Below are 16,594 nucleotides of genomic sequence, written 5' to 3'. Positions count from 1 at the left end.
CGAAAACCGTGGGCTGCCGAGCATGCGACAGCCCGGCGAGGGTAGCTGGCCAAGCTTGCGCGAGGGTGGGAGAGTGGCCTGCCCAACCATCGAAAGGAAATCTCATGCTGCTGGTCATCGGCACGGTTCGTCTGCCACCCGACAAGCTCGAACAGGCAAGGCCAGCGATGGAACGCATGGTTGTCGCCAGCCGTGCCGAGCCCGGTTGCCTCGCATACTCCTATGCGCAGGATGTCCTCGATGCCGGGTTGATCCGGGTCACGGAAGTCTGGAGTGACAGGGCGGCGCTCGACGCACATTTCGCCGCGCCACACCTTGTGGACTGGCGCGCAAGCTGGCCGGCGCTCGGCATCGGCGAGCGCAATCTCGTGCTCTACGAGGCCGGCGACCCGAAGCCGACCTGACCATCGGCGGCCGGACGGGCTCCCTCCCAAAGGGCGCGCGGGCGCCGTCATTGTGGTTGCCATGCGGTGCCGCTCGGCGTATCAGCACGGCAGTGTTTTCAATGCCTTGCTGATGTCGGCGAGCCGCTCCGGTGCTTACCAAAAACCAATCGCCCAGGAATCAACCGCAAGTCTACGCTCGCCGGCTGCGCGCGGTGCTCATCAATTCGATCCCGCTGCTCGAAGCGCGAGGCATAGCGGTTGTCGTCCTTGCCGGCATCGTCGGCGTGATGGCGGGCATACTGGTCACCGCGATGAGCCAGATCGTGCAGGACCTGCACGGGCTGTTGTTCGGCGTGCAGGCCGGCGGCCGGCTTTCGGGCATGTTCTCCCTCGCCCACCCCATGCAGGCCCTGATCCCGGCGATCGGCGGCATCCTGCTCGGGCTGACGGTGATCTGGCTGAGAAAGCGGAGATTCCGCACGCCTGTCGACCCGATCGAGGCCAACGCGCTCTATGGCGGTCGCATGTCGCTGACCGATACGTTCATCATCGCCGGCCAGACCATGCTCTCCAGCGGTTTCGGCGCCTCTGTCGGGCTGGAGGCCGGCTACACGCAGGTCGGTTCCGGCCTGGCTTCGCGGCTGGCGCGGCTGTTCAAGCTACGCCGCAACGATGTCCGCATCCTGGTCGGCTGCGGCGCCGCCGGCGCCATCGCGGCGGCTTTCGATGCGCCGCTGACCGGCGCTTTCTATGGTTTCGAACTGGTCATCGGCATCTATTCGGTCGCCAATGTGGTGCCTGTCATGACGGCGGCGATCTCCGCCTCGCTCACCGCCGAGATGTTCGGCGGCGTGCCGTTCCCGCTGGAGCTTGCGGGCCTGCCGGCACTCACGGCCAGCCAGTACGTGCCCTTCCTGCTGCTTGGGCTTCTTGGCGGGGCCGCCTCGATCGCCATCATGCATCTGGTGACGCTGGTCGAGCGCGCCTTTGCCAAACTGTCGGTCGACGCCTCGCTGCGTCCCGTCATCGGCGGCGTCATCGTCGGCCTGCTTGGGCTGGTCACGCCACAGGTGCTGTCGAGCGGCCACGGCGCGCTGCATCGCGAATTCGCCATGAACTATGGGCTGAGCGTGGTGGCCAGCGTCTTCGTGCTGAAGCTGGCGGCTTCCGCGATCTCGCTGGGTTCGGGGTTTCGCGGCGGACTGTTCTTCGCTTCTCTGTTTCTTGGCGCCCTGCTCGGCAAGGCATTCGCCGATGTGATGGCTTTCATCTCGCCGTCGACCGGCATCGATCCCGCCGTCGCTGCCGTCGTCGGCATGACATCGCTGGCGGTCGGCGTCGTCGGCGGGCCGCTGACGATGACGTTCCTGGCGCTGGAATCGACCCGCGACCTGACGCTAACCGGCGTCGTCCTGGCGGCCTCGATCATGGCGGCGATCCTGGTGCGCGAGACCTTCGGCTACTCCTTCTCGACGTGGCGTTTTCATCTGCGCGGCGAGACGATCCGCAGCGCCCATGACGTCGGCTGGATGCGCAGCCTGACCGTCGGCTCGATGATGCGCAAGGACATCAAGACCATCAATGCCGACACGACGCTTGCGGCCTTCCGCAAGCAGGTGCCGCTGGGTTCGGCCCAGCGCGTCATTGCCGTCGACGCGGGTGACCAGTATGTCGGCGTGCTGATCGTTGCCGAACTGCACAGCGACCTGTCCGACGGCGAGACGGCGGTGCGCGATCTGGCGCAATACAAGGATGCCGTCCTGGTGCCGAGCATGAACGTGCAGTCGGCCGCCGAGACCTTCCAGCGGGCCGGCGCCGAGGAGCTGGCCGTGGTCGAGGATTTCACCGACCACATCGTGCTCGGACTGCTGACCGAGGGCCATCTGATGCGGCGCTATGCCGAGGAGCTGGAAAAAGCGCGCCGGGACTTGTCGGGCGAAGGGTAGGTCGGGCGAAGGTAGGCTGCCGAGCCGGCCTGGCTGAGCTCGTGCAAGGCGAAGCTGCCGTGGCCAAGCTTGTTCTCCACCCTACATCAGCAGACCATGGCCGACCGCGCACCATATCCGCCGCTCAACACGTTAAAGCTGGTTTCGAAGGACATCTGGATCGTGGATGGCCCGGTCATCCGCTTCGGCATGCCTTGGCCGAAAATGCGGTTTCCGACGCGGATGACCGTCATCCGCGTCAACGATGGCGATTTGTTCGTCCATTCACCCACCTTGCTGACAGAGAGCCTCGAGGCCGAGATCGCTGGATTGGGCAAGGTCCGCTACATCATCGGGCCGAACCGGATCCACTATTGGTGGATTCCGATGTGGCGCAGGGCCTTTGCGGATGCGGGCATCTGGCTGGCACCGCGGATTCGCGAGCAGGCGGGCGACAGGATCGATTTCGAGGCGAACGAGCTTGGTGCCGAGAGCGGCTACCCGTGGAACGATGACCTCAAGTCGCTGCCGGTGGAAGGCAGCTTCATGACAGAGATGGTTTTCTTCCATTCCGTCAGCCGAACATTGATCCTGACAGACCTGATCGAGAACTTCGAACCGCGGAAGCTTGGCTGGCCGTGGCGCTGGCTTGCCAGGGCGGCTGGTGTCGTTGATCCGGATGGCAAGACGCCGCGCGATTTGCGATTGACCTTCCCCAGGGGGCAACTCAAGGCGGCAGTCGAAAAGATGATAGAATGGAATCCGGAACGCGTGATCATGGCGCACGGCCGTTGGTACGAACACGATGGCGTCGCCGAACTGAAGCGCGCGTTCCGCTGGCTGGGTCCGCTCTAACGCTTTGTCTGATGCAAGCCCGGACGAAAACGTCTTCGCGCTTTCCTGCACTCCTAATGCTCGATCGGCCCCTTTGCCATGACCAGCGCCGTGCCCGCGGTTGTCGGGCGCTCGATCACGCGGCGCACCCGCGGCGGCTCGTCGCCGCTGTGCAGTGCCCGCAGGCGCTCGCCGACCATGGCGTCGGCTTGGGTGATGCGGCCGTTGTGCCTGACATATTCGAGCCAGGTCGGCGTGTGGTAGTGCTCGATCCAGATCGCCGGATTTTCGAGATCGCGCGCCAGCGTCCAGTTGCGGGCACCGTCGCGGCGGCGGATGCGGCCGCGCTCGGCCATGGTGGCCAGGAACTCCGGCACGTCCTCGTCGCGGATGATGTATTCGATCATGATGGCGATGGGGCCGCTGCGTGGCTTCAGGTCGAGCGCGAGATGCGGCTCCTTGAAGCGGTTGAGCGGATCGAGGTTCAGCACCTGCTGCTGCGGCAGCGGCAGCACGAGGCCGATGGCGCCGCCAGCCAGCATGGCGATGGCCGCCGCGATCAGCGCTGTCCCGGCGCCATGCGCGTCGGCGACGATGCCCCAGATCCAGCTGCCGAGCGCGATGCCGCCGAAGGTCGCGGTCTGATAGACCGACAGCACCCGGCCGACGACCCAGCGCGGCGTCGCCATCTGCACGGTGACGTTGAAATGCGAAAGCGCGATCACCCAGCACGCGCCGCCGACCAGCAGGCCGAGCGATGTCTGCCAGGCGTTGTGGCTGACGGCGGCATTGAAGGCGCAGACGGCGAAGCCGGCGAAGGCCGAGCGCACCATGGTCTCGCTGGACAAAAGCTGGCGCAGCCGCACGCTGATCAGCGCGCCGCCGACCGCGCCGATGCCGAAGGCGCCCAGCATGATGCCATAGGTCAAGGCATCGCCCTTGACGACGTCGCGCGCCACCAGCGGCAGGAGCGCCAGCACCGCGCCGGCGCTGAAGCCGAAGGCGGAGCCCCTGACCAGCACCTTGCCGATGTTGGGCGACATGGCGACATAGCGCAGGCCTGCGCCCATGGCCGCGCCAAGCGATTCGCGCGGCAGCGTCGATGGCTGAACCTGCGGCTTCCAGCGCGCCAGCACGACGATGAGACCGATATAGCTCACCGCGTTGGCCGCGAAGGCGGCCGCCGCCCCGGCTGCGGCGACGATGATGCCGCCGATCGCCGGACCGACGCTGCGGGTCAGGTTGAAGCCCATCGAGTTCAACGCGACGGCGGCCGGCACCTTGTTGCGGGGCACGATGTCGCCGACGGAGGCTTGCCAGGACGGGCTGTTCAGGGCCGTGCCGCTGTCGATCAGGAAGGTGAAGGCAAGCAGCGTCCACGGCGTCATCAAGCCGGAATAGGTGAACAGGGTCAGAAGCACCGAGACGACCAGCATGAAGGTCTGGGCGACCAGCATAACCTTGCGCCGGTCGAAGCTGTCGGCGATGGCGCCGGCGACGAGCGCGAACAGCATGATCGGCAAGGTGGTCGAGGCCTGCACCAGCGCGACCTGATAGGGCGAGGTGGCGATCGTGGTCATCATCCAGGCGGCGCCGACGCCCTGGATGAGGCCGCCGAAATTCGACACGAGGCTGGCCGACCACACGGCGCGGAAGATGCCGTGCCGGAACGGCGCCAGCGCCGAAACGCTCTCGCTCTCCGGCTTTTCGTCAATCATAGGAAAGGCCCTGTCATGGCTTGCCGATCGTTGCGGTGATCCGTTTCCCCGGATGGTTTGCCGAAACTATGGCATCGTGCCGCAAAGAGCGAACGTCCTGAAAAAAAGATCATGGTCCAACAAGAGGATAGAGGAGGACCACGCAGCCGTGCGGCGTTGCTTCGACGCCGCGCCGCGGATGCAGCCCTATGCCGTACACGGTCCGCATCGGCGACAGCAGGCTGCTGCCGGTAAGTCGTCGGGACAGAACGGGCCGGCTCGCCGCAAGCAGCTAGAACCCGTTTTCAATGCGCTCGAAGACGACGTTGGTGAAGGCCGATATCTGGCTGCCGATGAAGGGACCGGTCAGCGCCGCCACGAGCATGATGGCGACGATCTTCGGCACGAAGGTCAAGGTGATCTCCTGGACCTGCGTCAGGGCCTGGATCAAGGCGATGCCGATACCCACCGCCATGGCGACCAGCACCACCGGGGCGGATGCGGTCAGCACCGTCCACACCGCGTACTGGACGATGTCGAGTGCGTCGGCCTCGTTCATGGGATCGGCCCGCCGGAGCCGTCAGCTTGCCGCCTTGACCGAGACGCCGGGGCCGACCGCGATCTCGGTGCCGTTGCCCAGCACGGCGATAAGGCCGCTGCTGGCAAGGCGCACGGACGCGACGGTGCCCGTCGTGTTGCCGTCGGCGGACGTTATCGAGCGCCCGATCAGCGCATCGGCCTGCGACAGCGCCGAGGACTGCATGATCTGGTCCAGCTTGGTATTGGTCTGCACAGACTGCTCGACCTGCGAGAAGGTGGCGAGCTGGGCGACGTACTGTGTCGAATCCATCGGCTTGGTCGGATCCTGGTTCTTCATCTCGGCGATCAGAAGCTTCAGGAAGGACTGGTAGTCGACAGCGGTCTTGGAGGTCTGCTGGCTGGCCTGATTGGTGCCAACCGGTATCGTCGTCGTCATGTCCACGGTCATCAGCGTGCTCCCACAGCCAGCGGACGCGAGGCGCCCGGAACGTCGTCATTGCCGCCCAGCGCGCGGCGTTCGAGCGGATAGAGCGACCGGATCGCCTTTAGCGCCTCGTAGATGTGGTCCTCGCCGACCATGCGGTCGATCTGTTTCAGCGCACTGCCGATCTCGGCGTCCTCGAAACTTGCAAGCAGCAGCGGCAGGGAGCGGCGGAACATTTCGCGCGCCTCGCCGGCGCCGGCCGGATTCATGAGCATCACCTGGAGGATGAAATACAGCTGCTTGAGCGGCGTCGAGGCGTCATCGGCCTGGATCACATGGCTTTCGAGCAGGAACTGCACGTCGTTCATCAGTTCGACGGTGACCTTGCGGTCGACGCGGATGACGGCACCGTTGATGTAGATCTTCTCGTTCGGCTTCAGCGATATCTTCAGCGTGTTGGTCATTGAATGCCGTCGCGGATGATCTGGGATACCTCGATCAGTCCCTCGAAATTCTGGGTGCGGCCCTGGCGGATGTCTTCCGCCTCGCGCAGCAGCCAAAGGCCGATCGAAATCAGGTTGGCGCGCAGTTCCTTGGGAAGCGCGTTGTCGTTGGAGCCGAGATCCTCGACAAAGGCGGTCCAGACGCGGTTGGTGAAATGCAGCGCCTCCACTGCCTCCATCGAAGCGGGGCCAAGGGCGGCGGCCGCCGCCAGCATGTCGATCGAGCGGGTCAACAGCTCCCGTTCACGGTCCTTCGCATCGGCGACAGAGGTGCTCTGGATGTCGGCGTAGGAGAATTGGTACATCGTTGGCTCTACCGTTCCGGTTCAGAGTTGTCAGGTCAGGTAATTCAACAGGCTGAGCTGCTGGAGCCGCGCCGTCAATGCGAAGGAGGTCTCGATGTGCTGCGTCAGGTCGGCGACGCGGGTCGCGGCTTCGGCCGGGTCGACCGCTTCAAGATCGAGAATGTGGCGCTCGAACAGGTCGACCTGCGTCTTCATGCGGTCGACAGCGTCGGACACGCGCTTCTGGACGATGCCGGTTTCGGACTGAACCTGGCCGATGCCGCTCAGCGCTTCGCCGACCAGCGACTGCGAGCGGCCGACGATGGTGTCCTTCGCCGCCTGGCTGATGTTGGTCGACATCAGGCTGGAGACCATGGCCGCCGCCATGGCGAGCTTCTTGATGCCGTCGCTGTTGGCGCTGGTCGAGGTCGCGGTGGTTTCGTTGAGCGCGATGCGGCTGACGATCTGCTGGTCGGTGGCGTTCGACCAGTTGGCCTGCCAGCCCGAACCGAAGAACTGCGGCTCGACGTCGTTGGTGATGAAATCGTCCATCTGGGCCGCGGTGATGTTTGCCGCGGCGGGGTCATCCGGCGTGAAACCGAAATTGGCGACAAAGGAGGCGTCGAAGGCAGCCTTGGCGGGTGATCCGGCCGCTGTGAAATCGTTGATCGGCTTGACGTCGGTGTTGGTGCCGGCAAACAGATACTCGCCGTTGACGCTGGTGTTGAGGATCGAGGCGAGCTGCTGGACGGCCGTCTTGCCGGCCGACTGGGTGAGGTTGGCGGAAGAATCGCCCGACGTTGAGGTGGTCAGGCTCGACAGCAAGGTCTGCGCGACGCTGGAGAGCTGGCCGAGCGAGGTCTGCGTCGAGGAGAGCCGGGCGGCCACCAGGCCGTTGGAATCGATAATGACATTGAGCCGGTCGAGATCGCGCGAGAAGGTGACGGACTGGGCGGTGCGTCCGCCCAGCGCCAGGCCGACATCGGCGACCCTGCCGGTCGAGGACTCCTTCGTGGCTTTGACGAGCTCGGCCTGCATGCGCATCTGCTGATAGCGCATGGCGTTCGAGAGAGCGGCCGAAGAGACTGAGGTCATGGATTATCCCACCGCGCTGAGCAGAGCCGCCAACATGTCGTCGACGGTTTTCATCATTCGGGCCGATGCCTGATAGGTATGTTCGAGATCGAGAAGCAGCGACATTTCCTGGTCGACATTGACGCCGGTGGCGTTGGACAGCGCCTCGGCGCTGCGCGATGCCAAAGCTTGCTTGGCGTCGGCTGCGGTCGACGCCTGCTGGCGCACGCCCTGGAGCCACCCGATCGAATTGGCGGCATAATCGGCAACGCTCGACGTCGCCGAAATCCCGGCGGCGGGGTCGAATGTCATCGGCTGATCGAGCCGGTCGCCATAGGCGACCAGAAGGCTGGAATAGGAGGCGCCGCCGGTGTTGACGACATAGGCCGCGCCGTTGGCGCCGCCGTCGCGCAGCAGTGCCGGATTGCCGCCGACACTTGGATCCATGGCGGCATTGACGCTGATCGTGCCGGCAAGGCCATTGACCAGCGTGCCAGCGGCCGGCACCGCCGGCGCGCCAGACCAGGTGAACAGCCCGGCGGCGTTGGGCATTGACGGCGCGGTCTCGGCGAAGGCCGTGATCAGGCCGCGCGCGGTCTCGTCGAGCTGGCTCTGCATGGTCGAGGCCACGCCATCGCGCAATTGCAGCAAACCGGCAAGCTTGCCGCTGGCGCTGGTGTTGCCGCCGGTTCCCGCCGAGATCGGCACGTTATCGATGTAGAGTGCGTTGCCGACGGTACCGGCGCTGTAGCCGGAGGATGGGGCGAAGCTGACCGTTCGCGGGATGGTTTCGAACAGCGTCGTGCCGTCACCCGTGGTGATGACCATGTCATTGTCGCCGCGCGTGAAGGTCGAGACCGGAACATAGTCCGAGATCTTCTTCAAAAGCGCGTCGCGCTGGTCCAGCGCATCGGACACGTCGGTGCCGGAGCGCGTGCCTGATATGACAGCCTGGTTGGCATCCTGGAACTGGCTGAGCAGCGAGTTAAGATCGTCTACCGCGGTGGCGATCTGGCCGTCGGTCTGGGTGCGAAAGTCCTGAATGGCCCTGGAGCCTTCGTTCAGGGAACGCACGACCTGCTTGGCTGCGTCGATGACGCTGGAGCCGAGATTCTGGTTCGAGGGCGAGGTGGCATAGAGCTGCAGCGCCTGCTGCAAATTGCCGATCGCGGTCGAGGGAGAGGACGCATTGTCAACGCCATTGACCGAAACATCCAGCTGATCCAGGCCGCTATAGAGCGCGTTTTGGCCGCTGTACGCCGACAGGGCGCTGAGATTCTGGCGGAAGAGCAGGTCGTTGGCTACGCGCTGGATATCAACCGAGCGCGCGCCCGGCGCCGTGCTGGTGACGACGGCGATGCGGCGCGTATAGTCCGGATTGGAAGCGTCGGCGACGTTGCGCGAGACAACGCTGGTCTGCCGAGCGGTGTTCATAAGCGCCGATTGGGCGATGCTCAATGCGGTGGAAAGCGACATGCGGGTCTTTCACGGGCGTTGCCCGGTTTTATCTCTTCAGGTTGACAAGGACGTCCATCAGGTCGGAACCGGTCTGGAAGACTTTCGAATTGGCGGTGTAGCTGCGTTGCGCCGCGATCATGTTGGTCAGTTCCTCGGCGATATCGACGTTCGAATTCTCGAGCGCGCCGGAGATGATGGAGCCGAGCTTGCCTTCATTGGCAAAGCCGACGCGGACCGCGCCGGATTCGGTGCCCTGCGAGTACACATTGCCGGGCAGCGCGGTGAGCTGGTCGGGACTCTGCACATCGGCCAGCGGGATCTTGTAGAGCGGCTTGGTGGAGCCGTCCTTGTACTGGGCGTAGATGGTGCCGTCCTTGCTGATCTGCACCTTGTCGATGGTGCTCGGCGCGTTGCCGTTGACCTGAGCGTCCGAAACCGTGAAGCCGGTGCCGAGCTGGGTCAATGCCGACAGATCCAGTGAAAAGGTGCTGCCGTTGGGCACGGTGAGCGAGACGCTGTCGACGGCGCCGGTGAGCTTGCCCGTGGTCGTGTCGAAGGTCAGGTTGGCCGAGCCAAGCGCGCCGCCGGTGTAGGGGAATGACGTTCCGGCGGTCGCCTTCGACTGGTCGAAGACCGACACCTGCCAGGTGCCGGCGCCGGTGTTGGTGAAATAGACGTCGAGCAGCTTCTTGTTGCCGAGATTGTCATAGGCGACCATCGAGGATTTCGAGGTGTACTGCGCGCCTGCGGCGTTGGTGGTGGGCAGGTTGCCGGCCGCGACCGGCGTCGCGCCTGCGGGCAAGTTGCCGCTGTAGAGACCCTCGGTGCTCGGGGTCGCGGTCATTCCCTGGTCGGAGATGACGACCGGGACCAGTCCTTCAAAACCGTTCACCGTCGCCGCCGGCACGCCATTTTCGTAGCTGTAGGCCATCAGCTGGAAGCCGGCCGAGTTGACCAGCCTGCCCTGTCCATCGGGAACGAAGGCACCGGCGCGGGTCAGGAAAGGCGTACCGCTCGGGTCCTGGACGACAAAGAAGCCGTCGCCGCTGACGGCAAGATCGGAGACAGAGGTGGTGTATTGGAGCACGCCGGGATCGCTGACCGCCTGCCGGATCGTGGTGGTGATGCCGCCGGAATTATAGGCGCCGCCCGTCGATGGCATGACCAGTGTTGAGAATTCGGCGGATGACCGCTTGTAGCCGGTGGTATCGGAATTGGCGATGTTGTCGGCTGTCGTCGACAGACGGTTGGCCTGCGCGTTCATGCCGGAAACGCCGGTCCGCATCATCCCGTAGAGGCTCATCGAAATGTCTCCGCAATGTCCATGCCATTGGCAGCGAGGCTACGCGTCCTGTCTTGCGCGAGGCTGGCGCGGCGGTGCATCAGAACACCAGCCGGTAACCGAGGAAGCGCTTGGAATCGATCGGATCGGTGCCCAGCTTCTCGCGCAGCTTCTTGCGCAGCTTGCTGATGTGGCTTTCCACCACGTTCTCCTCGACCTCTTCGTCGAAGATGCCGTAGATGGCGTTGAATACTTGCGTCTTGGTGACGCGGCGGCCGCGATTGCTTGCCAAATATTCGAGAATGCGGCGCTCACGGCGCGGCAAGGGAAGCGGCTGGCCATTGATTTCAGGGTCGCGGCCATCCATGAAGATGCGCATGGCGCCGATCTCGGTAAAGGCGGCATCCTCGTTGGCGCGGCGGCGGATGGCTGTTATGCGGGCCAGGATCTCGCGGATATGGACCGGCTTGCGGATGACGTCATCGACACCGCTCTCGAACAGCCGCAACGTGTTCTCCAGCGAATGCTGCTCGCTGAGAGCAATCACCGGGGCTCCGGTGCGGTCGCGGATCTGGCGCGGAGAGATCGCGCCTTCGCGGCAGTCGCCGATGAGGAAGGCCCGGACCGAGCGCAGATCGGCATCGGCGGCCGAGTTCACCCACTCGCCGAATTCGCCGGAAGCGAAGCCCGCGCAGGCGATGCCCTCGCGGTCAAAAAGTGAATTGTATCCGTCTGTCACGAGCTCTCGCTCGTCAACGATAACGATCATCGGCCCCGCCTCCGAATCAGCTCATCTGCCCCGTGGGGAAAGCCGTATCCGCTGGCAGGAATCCTGAACAACCGTCATTTCTTGTAACTAGTTTCTTGGGAGTCCGGAATCGCATCGGTTGCATTAGCGTGGGGTGAGATATGCTTCGTGCTCCAAGTCCCGGCCAAGTCGAAGCGCAACGCCGAGACTTTGCGACCGATTGCATGAGATGCAACAATACACTCATGGATTGCAGAACGTGCGAGCGTTGCCGGTCCATTTGCCGAAGCCGGTGGCCACCATATTTGATATCACGCGGCAGACATAGACCTTCTGCGCCGGGTCGTTGTCGGGCCCCGCGTGATAGCGGGCGACAGCCATCGACCAGGTCACGTGACGGGCATGAAGGCTGGCCAGGAAACGCGCCGCATAGTCGACATTCTGACGCGGATCTAGCATGTCCTCGACGCTGCGAAAATGCGCGCCGTGGTAGTGGTGATTGATTTGCATGCAGCCGAGATCAATCAGCGTCTTGCCTTCGCGTCGGGCATTGGCGAAGGTGGCAAGAGCTTCGGCGCGGCTTGTCGGGAAGACCGCTTTTCCTTCTATATTCAATGCGTTGGGCTGCAAGCTGCCCTTCTTGCCGGTCTCGGTCAAGCCGACGGCATAGAGGATGCCAGCCGGCACGCCGTAGCGGTCGGCGGCGCGCAGGATCTCCGGTTCGCAAGCATTGGCGGCGGCAGCGGCGGCGCTCGCAAGACTAGATAAAGATATCGCCGCCAGCGCGCTCGCGAGAAGGCGAAGCGGGGCGGCCGTGTGCTTGCGCGTCATCATTGTGTCTTCCGGCGGATTGCTGGCCCGGTTGCTGGCCGCCGGCGCCGCTGTTGCCGCCGCCGGAATTCCCGGGTTGAAAGGACGACTGGTCGCGGCCCGCCGCCGTCTGCAAGGATGCGGTCGCATCAGTGCGGGTCGTTGCGGGGACCGCTACCGAAGGTTGTAGTATCGTGACCTTGTCAACCTCGAAGCCGAGTCCGCGCAGGGACTTGACGATGGCATCGCTATCAGAGGACAGCCGGTGGTAGGCGTCATGTGTTTGAGGCTTTAACTCAATCGAAAGTTGTTCTCCGGAGAGGCGAAGATTGGCGGTGACCATGCCAAGCTCGGCCGGATGAAGTTCGATCTTCAACACATGTGTCGCGGCGGCAACAGGGCCTGTCAGTTGCGCAGTTGCGGAGTGTGTCGAAAGCGTCGTTTTCGGGCCGCCATCGGCTGTTATGGCGCCGATCACGTTGAGGGCGGCCTGGCTCATCGGCGCCTGCGGCGGGGCAGGGAAGCTGCGCTCGGAAACCACGTCGATGCGCCCTGCCGCCGACAGTTGTTTTCCGGGCTCGTGCCGCAACGAGGACTGAACATCGGCCATGGATTTCAGCTGCGGTGCCGCCTGCTTCGGATCCAGGTCCGGCACTTCGGCCGGCGCTGTCTGGGGCAGCGGCCCGGCCGCGATCGCATTGTCGCGTTTTGGCCTGCCGGCGGCGTCGTGGACGGTCTGGCCATCGAGCTTGGTCAGCGACCCATCCACGAGCGATGTCCGCTCGGGCTTCGAGATCGGTTCGAGATCGTCATGCCCGGCGGCGGATTTCGGCCGGTAGGCCTTCGGCAGGAGCTGCCCGTCGAGCGCCGGTTCCTGTCCGGTTTCGCTCGTATCGGCCGGTCTGGCCGATGTCGAGAAATGGCGCAGGTCATGGAACGCGATCAGCAACGGCAGATGGTCCTCGAGCGGCGTCGTACCTGTCTCGGCCGCTGCGCCATCGGCGTCCTTGTCCGGCTCGGCGGTCTTGTCGTCCCTGGCTGTTTTCGCGGCCGGCATTCCGCTGGATGGGATCCTTGCCTTGCCAGCCGGCAGTGGCTCGTCCTTCTGCCCGGCAGGACCGGCGGCAAGCCTGCTCCAGCGCTCATCGCGCGATTCGGCCCCGGCTGCCGGATGCTTGTCCGGGTGGGCCGGGCCGGCCTTGTCGTCCAGCATCTTGCCGAAACCCGTGTCGTCATTCTTTCCGGTCGCCGCCGGCTGTTCCGCCGTCGTGCGCGCGGTGGTGATTCCCGGCAGCGCCGGACCGAGGCTGGGGGTCATTTCGGAGCGGCTCCAAGCATCTGGTCGATCAGGTCGAGCTGTCGACGGGTTTTGACCATCGCGGCATCGGTCGGGTCTGACGTGTCGGTGCTGGCCGCGGCCGCCGGCGCCGATGCCGGCAGGACAGTTGCCGCATCGCCCGGAGCCGGCGGGTTCGGCGCAGCTGCCACTGTGTCGCCGGATGGCGCGACGGCCGGCTGTTCGGAGACAGCACCCTCGACGGGCGGCAATCCGGCGGCGTCGGTGGACTGCGCGGCGGCAGGCTCGGGCTCGTGCGATGGTATGACCTCTGCAGGTGCCGGGCTGGCGGTCGGGAGGGAAGCGGGCGGCGCCACCACTTCGCCGGCGATGGCCTCGGCGGCGTCGAGCAGCGCGCGGTCGCCGTCCGATAACCGGCTGCGGTCGATCTTGCTCAGCTTGGCGCGCACCTCCTCGATGGTACCCGATGTCACGGTGGACAGGCTTGAGTAGAGCAGGGCGCGCGGATCGCCCTGATTGGTGTTGCCGTCGCGGCCTTGCTCGGCCCGCGCCGAGGCGAAGGCGGACAGTTCGTTCAGGCCGTCGATCGCGGCGCGGCGGGCGATGCGCAGATAAATGACCTTCTCGCGCTCGGGATCCATCATTGAGGTGATATCGGCCAATTTGTCCTGGCTGATCGACATGTGCAGCTCAATCACGCCCGAGACGAAGGAGTCGGCGAACTGGCTGGCATAGGGCGAATAGAGATAGCGCTCGACATATTGTGTGGAGGCAAGCGCAAAGCGCGCCGCGTCGCGCTGCGCGACCGCAATGCCGACCGAGCGGCGCAATGCCGCCTCCTCGACCAGTGTCCCGGGGCCGAGCAATTTCGCCTCGTCGAGCAGCACCAGCGCCGCGGCCGGCTGGTCGCTGGCGAGCAGCGAACCCTTGACCAGGGCAAGGAAGGCGCCGAGGTCGCTGGGCTGCGCCATCGGATCGACCGGCTTCAAGGCTTCGATGGCCTCGCCGGGGCGGCCGTTCAGGTAATCGATGACGCCCCTGGCAAGGGCTAGATCCCGCGCATCGGCGGTGGCGCGCGACACGGCCGCCTCGACGGTCACCGGGTTGCCGCCGCTCATGCCGTAGACCAGCAGCGCGCGAAAATTCTTCGGATCCCTGAAATCGTTCTTGTCCGCCTCGCGAAGGCGCGTATCGATCATCTCCAGCAGCTTGGACTGCATCGGCAGCGCGGCGTGGTCGCCGACGGCGATACGGTCTTGAATAAGCTGTAACGAGCGCACCAGCTGATAGGGCTGCAACGAATCCTGGGCGAGGGCGGCCGTAGGCTGGCCGGCCAACAGCAAAAGGCCCATCAAGCGGCTGGTGAAGACCGCCCGCTTCATCCGCCGGTCGCCATCAGTATCTCGATGCGGCGGTTCACCGCCGACAGCGGATCGGCGGGGTCCTTCGGCTGGCGGTCGGCGAAGCCGGCGACTTCGGTAATGCGGCGCTCGTCGACGCCGCCGCGCACCAGCATGTAGTACGCCGAATGCGCGCGCGCGGTCGACAGCCGCCAATTGTCGTAGCCGGCGCTGCGGAACGGCCGCGCGTCGGTGTGGCCGTTGATGCTGATCGTGCCCTTCTGGCTGTTGACGATGCGGCCGATCTTTTCCATCGCGAGCACCAGCTCACGGCGCGGCATCGCGGAGCCGACCTCGAACATGCCGAAGTCAAGCTGGTCGGTGATCGAGATGAGGACGCCCTTGTCGGTGGCTTCGACCGAGACGCCGTCGTGCAACTTGTCGCCAGGTTTGAAAGCCTCGGCCAGCTGCTGCCTGACGGCGGCCGCAGCTTTGAGCGCGGCCGCGCCCGGCTTCTTTTCGCCGGCATCGGGCTTGGCCGCCTCGGCGACGGCGGCAACCTTGGCGTCCGCGAGCCCGGCAGCGCCGGCTTTCGCATCACCCGCCTCGGCGATTGCCGTTGTGGCCTTGCCCTCCTTTGCCAGAGGTTCAAGCGGCGCCGCGATGACCGGCGGCGCAGGCGGCACGGCCTTGACCTTGGCGACCTGCGCCTCGGCGGCCTTCTCGCCGGGCTTCACCGGATCACCTTCGATCCTGGCGCGCTGCGCGCTGGCCTCGGCGCCCGGCGAGGCCACCTGCTGAGACCAGAAATCAGGCTCGAACGGATCGCGATAGGAGGCGCCGCCGGAAGCGCCCGTTGCCGGGCCGGCACTCTGCGCGCCGCCATCGCCCTTCTGGCTGACGTTCTGCATGATGCCGGTGTTGGTGGCGATTTCCGAAAGCACCGCGTAGGGATCGGCGAACAGGTGTTCGTCGGACTGCTCGGACTGCTGCGGCTCCTGCTTTTCCTTTTTCGGATCGGATGAACCCGCGCCGCCGGCTCCATCCTGTCCGGCCTTGGTGGCCGCCTCTTCCGGATTGTCGGCGGTCAGCCCGATGGCGCGCGGACCGTCGCCGAGATCCTCCAGGCCCTTGCGGCTCGAGGTGCGGTCGACCAGCTTGACCGGATTGAAATAGCTGGCGACCGCCGCCTTGGTCTGTTCGTTGGCGGCGTTGATCAGCCACATGACCAGGAAGAAGCACATCATGGCCGTCATGAAGTCGGCGAAGGCGATCTTCCAGACGCCACCGTGATGGCCCTCCTCGTGGTCGTCATGGCCGCGACGCACGATAATGATCTCGTGCCTGGCCTGATCGGCATCGGCGACGCTCATGCCAACACCTGAGAGAGCGTTGCCGACCATTCGGCCATGCGCGTCTCGAACACCGCTTCGTCGATGGAGACCGTGAGATCGAAGCCGGGAGCTTCGAGGAAGTCGAGATTGGCGGCGCGCGCTCCGAGCGACGCCTTCAGCGCTTCGAAAAGGGAAAGCGGGCCGCGAACGACTATGCGCACCGCTTCGCCATCGCCGACCGCTTCGCGGACCGCACCGGCAAGCGCTTCAAGCGAGCGCTTTTGCAGGTCGTCACTGACGATGCCGCCGATGATGCGGGCGACCGTGGCGGCGACGAGGTCCGTCACGCGCGCCTCCATGGCATCAATGCGCAGCGAGACCGCCTCGCCGACATCGCCGCCGAAGCTCTCGAGAAAGGCCTTCGCTTCCTCGGCATTCGCCCGGCGTTCAGCGTCCATCGCTGCTTCGTGGGCAGCCGCAAGCCGCTCGCCAAGCGCTGCCTCCGCCTGGGCGACCGCTTCGGCGATCAGCGTGCCGATATCGGCTTGAGGCACGGCTGCTTCCGGCTCGTGCTCGGCGGCGGCCCTCGGCTGGCTGACACGTTGCGGGCGCGGGCCGAAATCCGGCAGGAGATCGAAAAGGGCTAGGGAAGGCATGG

At 65.1% G+C, this 16,594-nt stretch carries 17 protein-coding genes; 3 read left to right on the top strand and 14 right to left on the bottom strand.

Annotation, left to right across the window (positions count from 1 at the left end; translation table 11 throughout):
* Nucleotides 1-104: 104 nt before the first annotated feature.
* The 3 genes from FJ426_RS13035 to FJ426_RS13025 all read left to right on the top strand — a co-directional run bounded on the left by FJ426_RS13035 (nt 105) and on the right by FJ426_RS13025 (nt 3,166).
* Entirely contained in the window at nt 105-404 is a 300-nt protein-coding gene (locus FJ426_RS13035) for a putative quinol monooxygenase (protein WP_140556597.1), read from the top strand.
* Nucleotides 405-535: 131 nt separating this feature from the next.
* A complete protein-coding gene (locus tag FJ426_RS13030; RefSeq protein ID WP_140522344.1) occupies nt 536-2,332 on the top strand; it encodes a chloride channel protein in 1,797 nt (598 codons plus the stop codon).
* Between the two features lie 96 nt (nt 2,333-2,428).
* Nucleotides 2,429-3,166 carry a DUF4336 domain-containing protein gene (locus tag FJ426_RS13025; RefSeq protein WP_140560322.1) on the top strand — a complete coding sequence of 246 codons (738 nt, stop codon included), beginning with the start codon at nt 2,429-2,431 and terminating at the stop codon, nt 3,164-3,166.
* A gap of 53 nt (nt 3,167-3,219) precedes the next feature.
* On the opposite strand, the gene FJ426_RS13020 is transcribed toward FJ426_RS13025, so the two are convergent.
* The 14 genes from FJ426_RS13020 to FJ426_RS12955 form a co-directional block, all read right to left on the bottom strand.
* Entirely contained in the window at nt 3,220-4,863 is a 1,644-nt protein-coding gene (locus tag FJ426_RS13020; RefSeq protein WP_140522340.1) for an MFS transporter, read from the bottom strand.
* A 271-nt stretch (nt 4,864-5,134) separates the two neighbouring features.
* Nucleotides 5,135-5,401 carry a flagellar biosynthesis protein FliQ gene (fliQ, locus tag FJ426_RS13015; protein ID WP_140496235.1) on the bottom strand — a complete coding sequence of 89 codons (267 nt, stop codon included), beginning with the start codon at nt 5,399-5,401 and terminating at the stop codon, nt 5,135-5,137.
* A gap of 21 nt (nt 5,402-5,422) precedes the next feature.
* Entirely contained in the window at nt 5,423-5,830 is a 408-nt protein-coding gene (gene flgD, locus FJ426_RS13010) for a flagellar hook assembly protein FlgD (RefSeq protein WP_140560323.1), read from the bottom strand.
* On the bottom strand, nt 5,830-6,270 hold the full coding sequence (gene flbT / locus FJ426_RS13005) for a flagellar biosynthesis repressor FlbT (protein WP_140496233.1): 441 nt from the start codon (nt 6,268-6,270) through the stop codon (nt 5,830-5,832). Before flbT ends, flgD begins: the two co-directional genes overlap by 1 nt.
* On the bottom strand, nt 6,267-6,614 hold the full coding sequence (gene flaF / locus FJ426_RS13000; protein ID WP_140496232.1) for a flagellar biosynthesis regulator FlaF: 348 nt from the start codon (nt 6,612-6,614) through the stop codon (nt 6,267-6,269). The genes flbT and flaF overlap by 4 nt, the downstream gene beginning before the upstream one ends.
* Nucleotides 6,615-6,644: 30 nt before the next feature.
* On the bottom strand, nt 6,645-7,688 hold the full coding sequence (locus tag FJ426_RS12995) for a flagellar hook-associated family protein (protein WP_140496231.1): 1,044 nt from the start codon (nt 7,686-7,688) through the stop codon (nt 6,645-6,647).
* 3 nt (nt 7,689-7,691) lie between these two features.
* The gene (gene flgK / locus FJ426_RS12990; protein WP_140560324.1) at nt 7,692-9,143 is read right to left on the bottom strand and encodes a flagellar hook-associated protein FlgK; all 1,452 of its coding nucleotides are present in this window, start codon (nt 9,141-9,143) and stop codon (nt 7,692-7,694) included.
* Between the two features lie 28 nt (nt 9,144-9,171).
* A complete protein-coding gene (locus tag FJ426_RS12985) occupies nt 9,172-10,428 on the bottom strand; it encodes a flagellar hook protein FlgE (protein ID WP_140522332.1) in 1,257 nt (418 codons plus the stop codon).
* 79 nt (nt 10,429-10,507) lie between these two features.
* Nucleotides 10,508-11,176 carry a response regulator transcription factor gene (locus tag FJ426_RS12980; RefSeq protein ID WP_140496228.1) on the bottom strand — a complete coding sequence of 223 codons (669 nt, stop codon included), beginning with the start codon at nt 11,174-11,176 and terminating at the stop codon, nt 10,508-10,510.
* Nucleotides 11,177-11,398: 222 nt separating this feature from the next.
* Complete coding sequence (locus tag FJ426_RS12975; RefSeq protein WP_181167718.1) at nt 11,399-11,986, bottom strand: transglycosylase SLT domain-containing protein; 588 nt, start codon at nt 11,984-11,986, stop codon at nt 11,399-11,401.
* Complete coding sequence (locus tag FJ426_RS12970) at nt 11,916-13,283, bottom strand: flagellar hook-length control protein FliK (protein ID WP_140560325.1); 1,368 nt, start codon at nt 13,281-13,283, stop codon at nt 11,916-11,918. Before FJ426_RS12970 ends, FJ426_RS12975 begins: the two co-directional genes overlap by 71 nt.
* On the bottom strand, nt 13,280-14,644 hold the full coding sequence (locus tag FJ426_RS12965; RefSeq protein WP_140560326.1) for a chemotaxis protein MotC: 1,365 nt from the start codon (nt 14,642-14,644) through the stop codon (nt 13,280-13,282). The genes FJ426_RS12970 and FJ426_RS12965 overlap by 4 nt, the downstream gene beginning before the upstream one ends.
* Nucleotides 14,641-15,975, bottom strand: coding sequence for a MotB family protein (locus FJ426_RS12960; RefSeq protein WP_140560327.1), 1,335 nt, complete (start codon nt 15,973-15,975; stop codon nt 14,641-14,643). The genes FJ426_RS12965 and FJ426_RS12960 overlap by 4 nt, the downstream gene beginning before the upstream one ends.
* On the bottom strand, nt 15,972-16,592 hold the full coding sequence (locus tag FJ426_RS12955) for a hypothetical protein (RefSeq protein ID WP_140560328.1): 621 nt from the start codon (nt 16,590-16,592) through the stop codon (nt 15,972-15,974). The genes FJ426_RS12960 and FJ426_RS12955 overlap by 4 nt, the downstream gene beginning before the upstream one ends.
* Nucleotides 16,593-16,594: the final 2 nt, after the last annotated feature.

It is taken from the genome of Mesorhizobium sp. B2-6-4 (assembly GCF_006441495.1).
In the GTDB taxonomy this organism is placed as follows: Bacteria; Pseudomonadota; Alphaproteobacteria; order Rhizobiales; family Rhizobiaceae; genus Mesorhizobium.
Note: the sequence above shows the minus strand (reverse complement) of the source record. Positions and strands in the feature narration are given on the sequence as shown.

What these genes read in the sequence shown, in the direction of transcription:
- FJ426_RS13035 (WP_140556597.1), top strand. Translation starts at nt 105, where the DNA reads ATGCTGCTGGTCATCGGCACGGTTCGTCTGCCACCCGACAAGCTCGAA.
- FJ426_RS12965 (WP_140560326.1), bottom strand. Translation starts at nt 14,644, where the DNA reads ATGAAGCGGGCGGTCTTCACCAGCCGCTTGATGGGCCTTTTGCTGTTG.
- FJ426_RS13020 (WP_140522340.1), bottom strand. Translation starts at nt 4,863, where the DNA reads ATGATTGACGAAAAGCCGGAGAGCGAGAGCGTTTCGGCGCTGGCGCCG.
- FJ426_RS12955 (WP_140560328.1), bottom strand. Translation starts at nt 16,592, where the DNA reads ATGCCTTCCCTAGCCCTTTTCGATCTCCTGCCGGATTTCGGCCCGCGC.
- fliQ (WP_140496235.1), bottom strand. Translation starts at nt 5,401, where the DNA reads ATGAACGAGGCCGACGCACTCGACATCGTCCAGTACGCGGTGTGGACG.
- FJ426_RS12980 (WP_140496228.1), bottom strand. Translation starts at nt 11,176, where the DNA reads ATGATCGTTATCGTTGACGAGCGAGAGCTCGTGACAGACGGATACAAT.
- FJ426_RS12985 (WP_140522332.1), bottom strand. Translation starts at nt 10,428, where the DNA reads ATGAGCCTCTACGGGATGATGCGGACCGGCGTTTCCGGCATGAACGCG.
- FJ426_RS12995 (WP_140496231.1), bottom strand. Translation starts at nt 7,688, where the DNA reads ATGACCTCAGTCTCTTCGGCCGCTCTCTCGAACGCCATGCGCTATCAG.
- FJ426_RS12975 (WP_181167718.1), bottom strand. Translation starts at nt 11,986, where the DNA reads ATGACGCGCAAGCACACGGCCGCCCCGCTTCGCCTTCTCGCGAGCGCG.
- FJ426_RS12960 (WP_140560327.1), bottom strand. Translation starts at nt 15,975, where the DNA reads ATGAGCGTCGCCGATGCCGATCAGGCCAGGCACGAGATCATTATCGTG.
- flgK (WP_140560324.1), bottom strand. Translation starts at nt 9,143, where the DNA reads ATGTCGCTTTCCACCGCATTGAGCATCGCCCAATCGGCGCTTATGAAC.
- flaF (WP_140496232.1), bottom strand. Translation starts at nt 6,614, where the DNA reads ATGTACCAATTCTCCTACGCCGACATCCAGAGCACCTCTGTCGCCGAT.
- FJ426_RS13025 (WP_140560322.1), top strand. Translation starts at nt 2,429, where the DNA reads ATGGCCGACCGCGCACCATATCCGCCGCTCAACACGTTAAAGCTGGTT.
- flgD (WP_140560323.1), bottom strand. Translation starts at nt 5,830, where the DNA reads ATGACCGTGGACATGACGACGACGATACCGGTTGGCACCAATCAGGCC.
- flbT (WP_140496233.1), bottom strand. Translation starts at nt 6,270, where the DNA reads ATGACCAACACGCTGAAGATATCGCTGAAGCCGAACGAGAAGATCTAC.
- FJ426_RS12970 (WP_140560325.1), bottom strand. Translation starts at nt 13,283, where the DNA reads ATGACCCCCAGCCTCGGTCCGGCGCTGCCGGGAATCACCACCGCGCGC.